This is a genomic window from Streptomyces sp. NPDC058469 (assembly GCF_042721125.1).
Lineage (GTDB): Bacteria > Actinomycetota > Actinomycetes > Streptomycetales > Streptomycetaceae > Streptomyces.
In genome coordinates this window covers 16362-28952 of record NZ_JBHXME010000143.1, presented here as the reverse complement: position 1 = coordinate 28952, position 12591 = coordinate 16362, and the positions used below count along the sequence as shown (strand labels likewise).

Genomic DNA, 12591 nt, shown 5'->3' with positions numbered 1-12591 from the left:
CGCAGAGACCAAGTGGGTCAAGAAGGAGATGTTCCGGGCGACCCGTCATGCTGCCGGGAACGCCTACCGCTACACCCGCCTGCACCTGAACACCAACCTGGTCTCGGACGACGGGTTCGTGGACATCGAGGATCTGGCTGTGATCGGGCGTGTGCTGATGGCCAACGCCTTCGCGCACACACATGTACCGGAGTACGCCCAGTTCGCCATGTGGTGGGCGCTGCTCCAGGCCGGGGAACTCGTCTTTCAGGTGCACGACGGCCGTCCCGAATTCCCGGACTTCGACGAGGCCGTGAGCTGGGAGCCGACCGGGGGCGAGAGGCCCTGTGGCCTGTGGACCGCGCGCCGGCTCGGAGCGGAGATCTCCTACGCCCCGGTGGGTGGCGGAAAGATCGTCCAGGCCGTGATCAAGCCCCGCTCATTGCCCGTCTGACCCTGCCGGACGCCGTCCCCCTGACTGGCCGTCGGGGTGCTGTGTGCCTTGCCTCCCCTGTCGAGGCCCGCATCCCGGCGGTCAACTTCCCTCTTTCCCCGTCCTCTTGATGTCTTGGTCACATCCTTACCCGCGTTCGTGCCGTGTCCCAAGCCGAAATCGCTGCCGCACTTCCACCTCCAACCCTGAGGCCGTTATGTCCGATTCATCATTGACCGGTGCCTCCCCCAGCGCCTACCGAGATGATCTTGCGACGCCCTCTCGTGGCATGACTTTGATCGTCAGCCCTGTCGGAGCCGACTCCGATCTGAGAGCCGCGTTGGAAGACCTCAAGATGGGACGCTGCTTGGCCGCCCGCGACCTGCTCATCCGCACGGGAACGAACTGGTCGTTACTCGCACGTCGTTGCCAACTGCTTTTATCCGACCCCGGCGCGCGAAACGTCATCAAGATGTGGCGGGAAGAAGAACCGCACAGCCGGCAGGCGTCCGTGCTGTGGGCCCGCGCCCTCACTCAAGGGGCGTTACAACTCCAGCGTGAGGGCAAAGCCGCGGATGTGGTGGGCCGTGCTGCGGAGATGGCGCACACGGAATGGACGTGGGCACAAGCACTCTGGCCAGAGTCTCCCGAGCCGTGGAACGGCCGGCTTCAGCTGACCCGGCTCCCGTACGACCCACGGACCTTCGACCCCTATTGGGAACGCCGCAAAGAGCCCTGGGACCGGCTGAACGATTTCGAGATGCACCTGTCCGGGCCGTGGCCCCTGTGGGCTGAGGCAAACCGGCGTCACCCCGGCAACCGGGATGCACACCACCGGATGCGCGAGTACTTCCTGAGTCGCAGCGGAGCCGTTCCTGCCTTCCAGTACGCGCAGTGGATCGTCTCGGCCGCTCGCCCGCATCCCGAGCTGCTTATGCTGCCGCTGTACGCGCTCATGGACCTGTACAGGCAATGGCACGGCAGCGGCCAGAGGGGCGCTCTCGGGTTCTGGCAGACAGACCAGGCACACCACTTCGCGATGCGCGCGTTTCGCGAGTGGTTCTCCCCGATTCCCAGCACCGAGTACCCCTGGCTGTCCCAGTGGGACCTGAACTATCTGGCGCACGCCCTGGTGTCCTGTGGCGAGACGGGCGGGGCGAAGCGGGTGTTCAACGCACTGGGTCCTTATGCCACGCCTCAGCCGTGGAAGGACGTCAACGCGAGTCTCGGCCGCTCCCGGGACTGGACGGACGAGTTCCTGCGCATCCGCACCGCCGTCCTGACGTAGGGCCGCCGGGTGAACGCTCGCGCCCCACCAGCCACTCCATGCACCCGCACCTTGTCGCATGTTCCCCCTTCCTTCTCCTCTCCTGAAAGTGGATCTCTGGTGTCTCACAGAAGTGCCGTCACTATGACGCCGCCGGATGACGATGACGTCCTGCAAGCCCTCGGAATCAAGCCCGAACTGTCCCGCAAGATGGGCACGTTCGGGAATTACGCGATCAGCTTCTCGGTCATCTGCATTCTGGCCGGCGGCATGTCCCTGTTCGGGTTCGGCCTCAGTCATGGCGGGCCCGTCGTCATGCTCGGAAGCTGGGTCGTGATCGGCGGACTGACGCTGCTGGTCGGCATGTCGCTGGCCGACGTGGTCTCTGCCTACCCGACCTCCGGCGGACCGTACTTCATGGCCGAGAAGCTGGGCGGCAAGCTCTGCGGCTGGTACACCGGCTGGCTGAACCTGCTCGGCCTGCTCGGCGCCATCGCCGGCATCGACTACGGAGCCGCCGCGTTCATCGGCGCCTTCGCACAGCTCCAGTGGGACATCACCCCCACCCCGACCAGCACCATGCTGATATTCGGCGCCATCCTGCTGCTGCACGGGCTGCTCAACTCCGCGGGCGTGCGCCTGGTCACCGTCCTCAACTCGATCTCGGTGTGGTGGCAGCTCCTGGGCGTCGCCGTCATCGTCGGCACGCTCGCCCTCGCCCCGACCAAGCACCAGTCGGCGAGCTTCGTGTTCACGCACTTCCACAACGACACGGGCTTCTCCAGCCCCCTCTACGTCGCATTGATCGGCGGCCTTCTCGCCGGCTACACCTTCTGCGGCTACGACGCCTCCGCGCACGTGGCCGAGGAGACCAAAGACGCGCAAGTCTCCGCCCCCAAGGGCATGGTGCGTTCCATCTGGGTGTCCTTGCTGGCCGGCTTCGTGCTCATCGCCGGCCTGCTGTTCGCCATGCAGGACTACACCGCCACCCAGAACACGGCGACCGGCGTCCCGCCGGCGCAGATCTTCCTCGACGTCCTGGGCGCATCCGGCGCCAAGGCGCTGCTCCTGATCGTCATCGTGGCGATGCTGTTCTGTGGCAACGCCGAGGTCGCCGCGGCCAGCCGCATGATCTACGCGTTCTCCCGCAGCCGCGCCCTGCCCGGCTGGAAGAGCTGGCGGCGTGTCAACTCCCGGACCAAGACGCCCACCCGGGCCGTGTGGTTCGCCGTCATCGTCCCCTTCGGTCTCACACTGCCGGTCCTGTACTCGCCTACCGCCTACGGGGCGATCACCGCGATCAACGCGGTCGGCATGATTCCCACCTACGGCATTCCCGTCTTTCTGGCCCTGCGCAAGGGACGTGACTACCGGCCCGGTCCCTGGACTCTGGGGCGCTGGCGGCGGCCGGTCGGCGTCATCGCCGTCATCTACGTGGTCATCATCACCGTGGTGTTCTGCCTGCCGCAGTCGAAACCGATCACCACGGAATCCTTCAACTACGCCGGCGTGACGCTGGTGGTCGCACTGCTGCTCGCCACGATCACCTGGGTGACCCGCGGCAAGCGGGACTACCAACTCGCCGCCGCAGGCACCGCCCTCCCCGGCGAAGCCGCAGCATTCAGCGAGGGAGGCTACTGATGACCAATGGAAAAGCCGTCCGCCCCGCCACGCCCTGGCCGTCCGGAGCAGTCTCCGAAGAGTCGCTTCGCGAACTCGTTGAAGCACGGCGCATCACCGAGATCATGCTCGCCCTATCGGACATGCAAGGACGACTCAAGGGCAAAGTCTTCAGCGCGCCGGTGTTCCTGGAGCGGATGACGCGCGGGGCGGAGATGTGTTCCTACCTCCTGGCCGCCGACACCGACATGAACCTCCCGGAGGGGTTCGAACTCACCGGCTGGGCACAGGGCTTCGGCGACTTCCTCGTCGCGCCGGACCTGGGCACCGCCCGGGTGCTCCCCACCCGGCCCGGCACCGTCATTGTGATCGGCGGCCCGGTCCAGCGCGACGGCACACCCGTCGAGGTGGACCCCCGCCACATGCTCCGCACCCAGCTCGACCGGATGCGCGAGCTGGGATACGAGGTGCAGGTGGGAGTGGAGAGCGAGTTCGTCCTCCTCTCAGCCGGCGATTCCGGCCTGGTACCGGCGTGGAGCAAGAACCTCGACTACGCCCTCGACCTCCCTCCCGTCGCCACGTCCTTCGCCCGTCACCTCAGCGGCGCCCTGGCCGACGCGGGTATCCGCTACGAGGCGTTCAAGACGGAGGGCGTACCGGGCCAGGCCGAGCTCACGTTCCCCTACGGTGATGCCCTCGGCGCCTGCGACGACTACGCGCTCTTCCGGCTCCTCGCCCGTGATGTCGCCGGACACGATGACCTGCTCCCAGCCTTCATGGCAGCCCCAGAGACCGGCACCGGCAGCGGACTCCACCTGCACCTGTCGCTGTGGAACGAGCACGGTGATCCGGGATTCGACCACCACCGTGCCCAGGACCTGCCGCCACTGATGAAGCACGCCATCGCGGGCCTCATCTCCCTCCTGCCGCACCTGGCCCCGCTGTACTGGCCCACCGTCAACTCCTACAAGCGCCTCCGGCCGCACAGCTTCGCCCCCACCCGCTTCAACTGGGGTATCGATCACCGCGGCTGCGCCGTCCGCGTCACCGGCCACGGTCCCGGCGCCCGCCTGGAGATCCGTCTCGCCGGCTCCGACGCCAACGCCTACCTCGCCCTCGCCGCTTACATCGCCGCGATGGCCCACGGCATCGAGGAGAAGCTGGAGCCCCGGTCGGCCTGCGAGGGCGACGCCTACCAGGACACCAGCGCGATTCCCGTCTATGCCGATCTGGCCGACGCGCTCCAGCACTTCGAGCACAGCACCGCCGCGCAGAGCCTGCTCGGCGAGAACGTCGTGGGGCACTACGCCCATGCCGCCCGCGCCGAACTCGACTGGCATCGCAGCCACGTCACCGACACGGAACGGCTTCGCGGAATCCGCTGATTTCCCGGCCACCCGGGCAGAATTCCTCCTCCCCCCGGCGGCAGAGGGTGGAACGCCCTCGTTCCCCGCACCCGACGGCGGGCGGGGAATGAGGGACAGGCTCCCGGCCACAGGGCTGGGGGGTCTGATCCTTGGTGGGTCCAGACCCGTCCTGACCTCCGCAGGGTGGTGCCTGCGGAGGTCAGGACAACACCGGTACCGGGCTCGTTGGAGGAGGCGCTCGCCGCCCTCGCCACCTGACCCCTCCCGGCAGCCGACCTCCTCACCCCGGATGTGGTCGCGCACTACACGACCGCCGCCCGGCATGAACTCGACCTCCACCGCAGGACCGTGAGCGACCTCGACCTGCGCCGGGGCCTGGCCACGGCCTGACGGCCCTCTGACTCCCGCGAGCGGCGGCCCCGTCGTCGTCAACTGCCGTGCGCGGGCCCGCACTTCGTCGTCGAGCGCGCAGCCCTGGCTGTGCTGTCGGCGACGAGAAGCGGACCCCCTTTCGTTCCCCGGGACCGGACGGCGGCCCGGGGGACGAAGGGCCCAACAAGCCGACCAGACCGATCACTTCTCGACAGGACTTCCCCTCTGTGACAGACACCCGCTTCACCGTGCTGGACGACACCCGGCGCCATCCCGACCTGGCCGAGCGAATCGGCCAGATCCTTCGCCAGGTGGCACCGACGGTGACCGAGATAACCGGCCTCCCGCTCCCCGCAGAGGTCCGCTTCCGCCTGCTGACCCCGAAGGCATGGCAGGAAGAGACCCGGCAGCACCTCCTCCGCATCTTCGCCCGCGACATCGCTGACCTGGACCTGATCCCGGCAGAGATCGGTGGCGCCCGCCTCGGGCTCAGGATCGCGTCCTTCAAGCCGGTCCTGCTCTGGCCCCTGGTACCCGCCACGACCCAGGAGGCCGCCGACGCCCAGTGGGAGACGACCACCATCCCGCAGTCCCTGCGCCACTGCGGCGTGCTGAGCGACGAGCACTTCCTCGTCCAGGTCGTGGCACACGAACTGGTCCACCACCTGCAGGCGGAAGCCACCGGCGGCACGGTCTGGACCAGTCTCTTCCTGCCGAAACGAGGAATCCTCGCGCCACCGAAGAGTGTCTCGACCATGCTGGAGGGGCACGCCACCTGGGCCGAACAGCAGACACTTCAGCGGCTGTTCGGCACAGCGGCCGATTTCCGGGAAGGACCCAAGTCCTGGCGTTACCGCCTGCACAACGGGACCCCTGGCCTGCGCCGCCTCGGCCCCAGCCGCGACGCATACGTGCAGGGCTCCCGCCTCATCGCGCAGGCCGTCGCCGAACTCGGCACCCACCTGGTCAACCAGGTCTGGAAGGACCCCACTCTCCTTCCCGCCAAGGGGGAGATCGCCGACCCTGCTGCGTGGATCTGCCGCATCGGGCGGGGGCTTGCCCGTGCCTGATCTCCTGTCCCGCCCCGCGCGTTTGGACGGCTTGGGCCGCATGGAGCGGATCACCGCCGTCATGCGGGACCTGCTGTTCGACCTGACCCAGCAAGCCGCCCGCTTCGGCGCCGGTCCGCAGCCGTGGGCTGCGCTCGCCGTTTACGACGCCGACGAGTTCGCGTCCTTCACCGGGGGAGGAGAGGCATGATCTCTCTCCGCGCCGCCCTGTCCGCCCCCGTGGAGCGCCCGGAGCCCCAGCCCCAGCCCCCTGAGCTGACCGACGCGCCGTCCCGCACCGTGCTGCGGCACGTGATCGCGCTCCTGCTCCTGGCCTGCGGCCCGCCCCTGGTCGCAGAAGCGTTGACCACCGGTTCCCTGTTCGGCCTGCCCTCGACGTGGCCGGCACGGGTCGGCTACATGTTCTTCTGGGCCCAATTCACTGTCGCGGCCGTCGTGTTCTGGTGGCTGTGCCGACTGGTCATAGCCCGGACCCCGCTCAGCCGGGTCACCCCCAGGCAGCGTCTGATCCAGCGCGGCGCCGCCGTCCTCGGCGGAGCAGCAGCCATGCTCGGGACCGCGCCCTTTCCCAGCAAACTTGCCGGGCTCGTCGGCCAGACCGTGTTCACATGTGTCCTGGCCTGGCTGGCCCTCGAACTGTGCCGCACACACGCCGTCTCTCTGCGAACTGCCCTTCCCCGTACGGCTGTTGAGCGACTGCGCGACTGGAAGATCACGGGCCTGGTCTTCAACGCGTGCATCGCCGGCGGATTCCTCTCCTTCCTCCTGCTCCACCTCATCCGCTGGACCGGAACCGCCGTGCCGGTGATGAAGAGCGGACAGATGTCCGCCCTCGGCGTCGACAATCTCGGGACCCTGTCCATCGGGCTGGTGTCCACGGTGGCACTCGAAGACGTGGTGATCGTCGCAGCCACCACCGCGCTGCTCACCGCAGTACGCCGACCCGCCTGGCAGATCTACACCCTGGTCTGCGTCCCCGAAGTTCTCCTGCACGCCTACCTCGGACTCCCCGCCATCGGCATGCTCCTCTTCGCCGCAGGCCGCGTCTGGCTCTACCGGCAGTACGGGCGCCTGCTCCCCTTCATGGCCGCCCACTTCACCGTCGACTTCATCGGCGGCGGCCTCATGCTCCTCCAGGGGCTCCCCTTCTACTACAAGCCTGTCCGGGGTCTCCTGTTCGGCGCGGCGGACTTCTGGATCGGACGCAGATTGACGAAGGCAGCCAGTTCCGCTTCTCCCAAGTCACAGTCCCCGTCGGCTGGTTCCGACAGCGGCACTCCGCAACCGACGGACCAGTCGGACTCGGTGAGCATCCAATGACCCCCGCCTCGGCATCTGTTGCCTTAAGGGAGTTCGGCGCACGAAACCCCGGAGGCTCCCCCGACAGCGTGGGAAACCACCCGGAAGATCACACTCCAAGAGACGGAAGTCGGCACTTATTCGATGGATCAAAACCGTCCTCCGCACCTGGTGTGCGGGAAAACCGCAATGACCACTCAATAGCAAGGGAAGTGCACACAATGACGTATGCAGTACACCAGGAAGCCGGAGCGAGATTCAATGAACTTGGGCGTCGAATAGAGGAGATGCTTCCGGACGTTGTTCCCCTGGTTTCATCGGTCACTTCTCTCCCGATGCCTGACGACCTCACCATCCGGCTCCTGAAGCCCAGTGCATGGCTGAAACTGAGTCGGCGTGAAGAGAAGAAGTTCCTGATCCGTGAGATCAAAGAACTCGAACTCGGACCCCAGGCAGCGATGCAGGCCAACCGCACGCTGAAGGACCGGCACCGGAACCGCGTTGCATCGCATGCCATGATCGGTGCGCAAACGGTCCAGGACAAGCATGGCCGTCCGCACATCCTGCTCTTGCCGGAAAACCTGGACCAAGCCGGTCTGCTCGGCGACGACGACTACTTGTGCAAGACGGTGGGGCATGAGTTGGTCCACGGTACTCAGCACGAGGCCAGCAAGGGCTGGCTGTTCACTCTGCAGGACAGTTTCTTCCCCCATCTACGCCGGACTCTGAATGTGCACTGGGGCTTCCTTATGGAAGGCCATGCCATTTGGGCGGACCGGCAGATCACCACACGGCTTTTGGGCTACGAGGTGTCACTCGGCGTGAATGAAAGCCAGGCCTCACCGCAGTATTTGGAAGCTCTTCGCCAGGTAGAGGGGCGCGAGGAGGCTCTGCAGATGTATCTCGATGGGGCCCGTGCGGTGTCCGACATCGTCCAGACACACGGACTTGAGTCCTTCAACCGGCTCTGGGCGGACCGAGACCTCCTCTTCGTTCCCACCTTCCACCAGGCCGAGAATCCCTCGCAATGGTGCGAGCGGTTCTCCACCGCCGATGCCAGCAGCCGCAGTTGACCTGACTGCGGCTCCCGACCAGTAGCCGCGGCCGGGTCATGCTCCCGGCGTGGAGGGCTGGCCAGCCTCCGACGCCCTTCGGACGGCACGACAACCCTCCACGTCGGGTGCCCCCGTTCGAGCATCCACGGGCAAGCGGGGCCTGGCTCGATCCAGGAGTGATGGTCCCCTGCGCGCGAATGACTGAGACTGCCCAAGTCTCCTCGGGTTGGGGTGTCTTGTGGTGCATCCGCGATACACGATCTTCGTGGTGCTCTAGTGTTTACGCCTGCTCCGGCAGCGGTCTTGCTGCCGGGCTTCGTGCTTTTCCGGGCGGAGTTGGATCATGCGCAGTCCGCGGTTGCCGTACCGGAGGACCTCGTCATCGGCGGTGCCGCGTATAGGCATGCGCAGCAGGGCCAGGGCGGTGGCTGCGCCCTTGTCGGTCCAGCCCTTCCGGTTGCACTTCGCCGCGCGGCTGCTGTCGTGGACCGGATCGGCCGTTGCCCCCATCGGACTTGCGTTCGCGGTGCTGAAGTTGGGTGGCGGAGCGACCGGGCTGGGGCTGGTGCTCGCGGCCGGCGTGGTGCCGCAGATTCTCCTGCTGCTGATCGGTGGCGTGGTCGCGGACAGATGGTCCCGGGCCACGGTGATGGTGTGGACGAACGTCATGTCCGCCGTGGCCGAGGCGGTCGCGGCGGGCCTCCTGTGGACCGGTACCGCGGAGGTATGGCACCTGGTTCTGACGTCCGCGGTGTGCGGCGCGGCCTCGGCGTTCTTCACTCCGGCCGCCGGCGGCGTGGTGGTCGAGGTGGTTCCTCCCGAGATGAGGCACCAGGCGAACGCCCTGCTGAAGATCGGACAGAACTCGGTCAAGATCGGCGGCCCGGCAGTGGGCGGTGCTGTGGTCGCCGCGGCCGGTCCGGCGTGGACGATCGGATGGGACGCCGTCACGTTCATCGCCGCAGCGGTGCTGTGCGCGTGCATCGGCCTCGCCCCGGCTCCGGCGAAGGTCCGCACCGGCTTCGTGCGCGATCTCAAGGACGGCTGGGCGGACTTCTGGGCCCGGCGCTGGCTGTGGCTGATGGTGCTGCAGGGCGCGGTCGTGGTCCCCGTGTGGCTCGTCGGATACCAGATGCTCGGACCGGTCTACGGCAGCCGCTACCTCGGGGGAGCCGGCCCATGGGGCGTGGTGGTGTCGGCGTTCACCGGCGGGCTCGTCCTGGGCTCAGCGGTCGCGCTGGTGTGGACGGCGCGCTGGGTGGGTGTCGTGGTCTGTCTGGGGACAGGGGCGATGGCGCTTCCCCTCGCGTCGATGGCGCTGAACGCACCATTGCCCGTACTGGCGCTCGCCGCGTGCACGGCCGGCGCGGGGCTGGCACTGAGCATGACCATGTGGTCGAGCCTGGTTCAGGAGCGCATTCCGGCAGACCGGCTGAGCCGCGTCATGTCGTACTCGACGCTCGGACAGGTACTGCCCGTGCCGCTCGCCTACGTGGCCGCAGGCCCGCTCAGCACCATGTTTGGGGTGAGGGCCACGCTCGCGGCCGGCGCCGGTGTGATCCTGATTGCCGTAGTGGCACCGCTGGCTGTGCATCAGATCAGGACGCTGTCGCTTGCGCCAGCCGAACCCGTCGATGACGAGGCGTTGGTGACCGCACCGAGGTAGAAGGCGCGATCGATCTCGACGGCGGAGGCGAAGTTCCGGAAGCTGCGGTCCCGGGCGGCGGCATCCTGGCCCGAGTGGGAGGTGTCAGGGGCCAGTTGCCATAGGCGGAGGAGGTGGGAGGCGACCCTGGCGGGGGAGAGGTGGGCGATGCTGTGCCGGGGGTCGGCCGCCTGCGCGGAGGTGTTCGTGCGCAGCGCGCCGGCCACGTCATGCTCCGTGCCCGCTGCGGGGTTGAAGAGAACACCGGCTTCTGCCGGTGAGCACGGGTAGACGGGCCAGGCATCGTCGAGACGGGCGGACCGCACGAGGAGACGTACCAGCTGTTCGCGCCGGTCCACGCTGGTCAGTTCGTCGGGAGTGAGCCAGTAGGCCAGCTGTTCGGTGGCCAGGTCGGCGAGGTCGAGCCCCAGATGGGCAGTGTGACGGACAAGAACTCCCTCTGGGAGATCTGACGGGTCCGCCGTGGGCGTGAGGTGGTCGAGGACGTGAGTGCGCCAACGCCCGGGGAAGCCGGGGTCGTAGAGCTGCTGGTATTGGAGCAGTGAGAGGAACGGCAGTTCCGTATTGGTCGCACACTGGTAGGCGGCGCTCCAGTAGCGCACGAAGCTGGTCCTCCATGGCTCCGCCCGCCATCCTGACGTCGTCGTTCGGCTCGCCGAGGTGGCACGCGAGAGAAGTCGCAGTGCGGCCTCGGCGTCTTCGCGTTTCTGGTCGTAGGAGTTGCTGCATCGCCAGATGTCGGCATTCTCGTACGCGGTGTGAAGGCCCAACTCACCTACGGTCCGACCCAGCGCGGTCCAGGTACGACGCGTATACGGGATGGCGCAGGCTGTCTCCGTGAGCGCGGTGGCTTCGTCGTCGGTGATGTGACCTGCGGCGGCAGCGCGTTGGAAGCCACAGCGCAGGTTCACCAGGGCCTGAGTCAGCGCCCGGCCGTCGGGGCCCTGGAGGACGGCGACCTCGTCGTCGGCGTCCAGGCGCCCGTCGCGGAAGTCCTCGAAGATGCGGCCGATGCCGACCATGCCGTACGGGGCGAGTTCGGCGGCGCGCAGCGCGCCCATGCTCGCGGCTCCGAAAACCTCGACGCCCTCGGCCAGGAGCATCAGGATCTCTTTGTGCCGTACGGGAAGGCTCTGATGCCACAGTCCGTCGATGATGAGGATGCGGTCCTCGGCGGTCAGACCCAGCCGCAGCACGTCGCCGTGCCGGATCGGCAGGTGCAGGACGGCTTCGGGCAGGATCGCCCGGATGCGGGCCGGGGTGATGGTGGGCCCGGCGAAGACGTGGGTGCTCATCGTGCGGCCTCCTTCGGGCGCGGGACGGTGTGCCGCACGGTGTAGCGCAGCCCTGGGACGCACACCTTCACTACGGCCAACTCGTCGCGGGCATAGGGCCCTTGGGCTAGATCTACGACCAGTGGGGCGTGACCGGCGGTCGTGGCGACAGCCGCGGCCAGATCCTTTGCCTGCGCGGTGTCGGTGCCGGAGGGTGCCCGGTACCGGCTGGTGACCGAGTCCCAGGACGCGAACGGCGTGGAATGCGGCGTGGGGGCGAGGTGGGGGCCGGGCCGGTAGGCGAGCGGCTGGTTGTCCTCACGACTTCCGGCGATCAGCGTCAGGCGCGACTGCGCGGCTTCGGTGATCGCTCTCGTCAGCGCGACCTGCGGCTCCGGGTGGGCGCCGGAGCCGGCGACGAGAACGGAGGACTGATCCTCGCGCCACAGGTGACAGCTCATCACCGGCACTGCGAACCGGTTCGGGATGTGCCGTAGTTCGAGCCAGAACCCCGCGCGACGCAGCTTGTCGATCAAGGCCGCGCAGGGCGGGTCCCCCACCGTCGCGGGATCCACGAGTTCGACGTCTTGGCCGTCGCCTTCGGCGACGCCGGACAGCACATCCCGCTCGACGACTTCGCACAGGCCGTGCACGAGTGCCTCGGCACGGGTGTTTCCGGAGGCGAGGCCGTTGGTGGACGCGCTGGGCAGGTGCAGGCGCCAGTCGGCGTGGATGGTGCGGCCCAGACGGACTACGGCCTCGGGCAGCAGGGTCTCGGTGTCGTCCGCCACCGAGCGGGCCGCGATCCACCGCATGCGGACACGGTCAGTGAGCAGACTCCCGGAATGCTGCTCCAACGCGGCGACAGGGTAGGGGAGTTGGAGGTCGCGGGCTGCCGCTTGTTCGACGGCTACGGGCAGGGACGCGCGCTCGGCGTGCCACACCTCGATCGCCTCCATGGCGCCGGAGACCCGGGCCGCATCCAGAGTGGCGCCCTTGCCCTGGGCCACCGAAAGGGTCCAGGCCAGCGGGCGTACGGCCATGGTGACCGGGATGCCGAGGTCGTCGAGACCGGTGACGTCCGCGATCCGGGTGATTCCGTATCGGGACAGCAACGGCTGGAGGGCGCGCCAGGTTTCGGCCGGCGGGCGGGTACGGCAGGTGCCGTCGAAGGCATACGTGCGCATGA

At 67.8% G+C, this 12591-nt stretch carries 10 protein-coding genes and 1 pseudogene; 9 read left to right on the top strand and 2 right to left on the bottom strand.

Annotation, left to right across the window (positions count from 1 at the left end):
• The 9 genes and pseudogenes from ACFWP5_RS40505 to ACFWP5_RS40465 all read left to right on the top strand — a co-directional run.
• Window positions 1-433: pseudogene (locus ACFWP5_RS40505) on the top strand (hypothetical protein); the annotation flags it as partial.
• Window positions 434-701: 268 nt separating this feature from the next.
• Window positions 702-1700: a hypothetical protein gene (locus ACFWP5_RS40500; protein WP_384168855.1), complete on the top strand. Its 999-nt coding sequence runs from the start codon at window positions 702-704 to the stop codon at window positions 1698-1700.
• Between the two features lie 123 nt (window positions 1701-1823).
• On the top strand, window positions 1824-3320 hold the full coding sequence (locus ACFWP5_RS40495) for an amino acid permease (RefSeq protein ID WP_384168852.1): 1497 nt from the start codon (window positions 1824-1826) through the stop codon (window positions 3318-3320).
• Complete coding sequence (locus ACFWP5_RS40490) at window positions 3320-4684, top strand: glutamine synthetase family protein (RefSeq protein WP_384168849.1); 1365 nt, start codon at window positions 3320-3322, stop codon at window positions 4682-4684. The genes ACFWP5_RS40495 and ACFWP5_RS40490 overlap by 1 nt, the downstream gene beginning before the upstream one ends.
• Window positions 4685-5265: 581 nt before the next feature.
• The gene (locus tag ACFWP5_RS40485) at window positions 5266-6108 is read left to right on the top strand and encodes a zinc-dependent metalloprotease (RefSeq protein ID WP_384168846.1); all 843 of its coding nucleotides are present in this window, start codon (window positions 5266-5268) and stop codon (window positions 6106-6108) included.
• Window positions 6101-6298: a hypothetical protein gene (locus tag ACFWP5_RS40480; protein ID WP_384168843.1), complete on the top strand. Its 198-nt coding sequence runs from the start codon at window positions 6101-6103 to the stop codon at window positions 6296-6298. Before ACFWP5_RS40485 ends, ACFWP5_RS40480 begins: the two co-directional genes overlap by 8 nt.
• Window positions 6295-7428, top strand: a complete 1134-nt coding sequence (locus ACFWP5_RS40475) for a hypothetical protein (RefSeq protein ID WP_384168840.1) — start codon at window positions 6295-6297, stop codon at window positions 7426-7428. The genes ACFWP5_RS40480 and ACFWP5_RS40475 overlap by 4 nt, the downstream gene beginning before the upstream one ends.
• A gap of 314 nt (window positions 7429-7742) precedes the next feature.
• Window positions 7743-8480, top strand: coding sequence for a hypothetical protein (locus tag ACFWP5_RS40470; protein ID WP_384168838.1), 738 nt, complete (start codon window positions 7743-7745; stop codon window positions 8478-8480).
• Window positions 8481-8865: 385 nt separating this feature from the next.
• Entirely contained in the window at window positions 8866-10128 is a 1263-nt protein-coding gene (locus ACFWP5_RS40465) for an MFS transporter (protein WP_384168835.1), read from the top strand.
• Here the strand turns inward: ACFWP5_RS40465 and ACFWP5_RS40460 are convergent.
• Together ACFWP5_RS40460 and ACFWP5_RS40455 are read right to left on the bottom strand one after the other, a co-directional pair.
• The gene (locus ACFWP5_RS40460) at window positions 10056-11423 is read right to left on the bottom strand and encodes a TfuA-like protein (RefSeq protein ID WP_384168832.1); all 1368 of its coding nucleotides are present in this window, start codon (window positions 11421-11423) and stop codon (window positions 10056-10058) included. The two genes, ACFWP5_RS40465 and ACFWP5_RS40460, sit on opposite strands and share 73 nt — an antisense overlap.
• A complete protein-coding gene (locus ACFWP5_RS40455; protein ID WP_384168829.1) occupies window positions 11420-12589 on the bottom strand; it encodes a YcaO-like family protein in 1170 nt (389 codons plus the stop codon). The genes ACFWP5_RS40460 and ACFWP5_RS40455 overlap by 4 nt, the downstream gene beginning before the upstream one ends.
• Between the last annotated feature and the right edge of the window lie 2 nt (window positions 12590-12591).

What these genes read in the sequence shown, in the direction of transcription:
- ACFWP5_RS40500 (WP_384168855.1), top strand. Translation starts at nt 702, where the DNA reads ATGACTTTGATCGTCAGCCCTGTCGGAGCCGACTCCGATCTGAGAGCC.
- ACFWP5_RS40495 (WP_384168852.1), top strand. Translation starts at nt 1,824, where the DNA reads ATGACGCCGCCGGATGACGATGACGTCCTGCAAGCCCTCGGAATCAAG.
- ACFWP5_RS40490 (WP_384168849.1), top strand. Translation starts at nt 3,320, where the DNA reads ATGACCAATGGAAAAGCCGTCCGCCCCGCCACGCCCTGGCCGTCCGGA.
- ACFWP5_RS40475 (WP_384168840.1), top strand. Translation starts at nt 6,295, where the DNA reads ATGATCTCTCTCCGCGCCGCCCTGTCCGCCCCCGTGGAGCGCCCGGAG.
- ACFWP5_RS40470 (WP_384168838.1), top strand. Translation starts at nt 7,743, where the DNA reads ATGCCTGACGACCTCACCATCCGGCTCCTGAAGCCCAGTGCATGGCTG.
- ACFWP5_RS40465 (WP_384168835.1), top strand. Translation starts at nt 8,866, where the DNA reads ATGCGCAGCAGGGCCAGGGCGGTGGCTGCGCCCTTGTCGGTCCAGCCC.
- ACFWP5_RS40460 (WP_384168832.1), bottom strand. Translation starts at nt 11,423, where the DNA reads ATGAGCACCCACGTCTTCGCCGGGCCCACCATCACCCCGGCCCGCATC.
- ACFWP5_RS40455 (WP_384168829.1), bottom strand. Translation starts at nt 12,589, where the DNA reads ATGCGCACGTATGCCTTCGACGGCACCTGCCGTACCCGCCCGCCGGCC.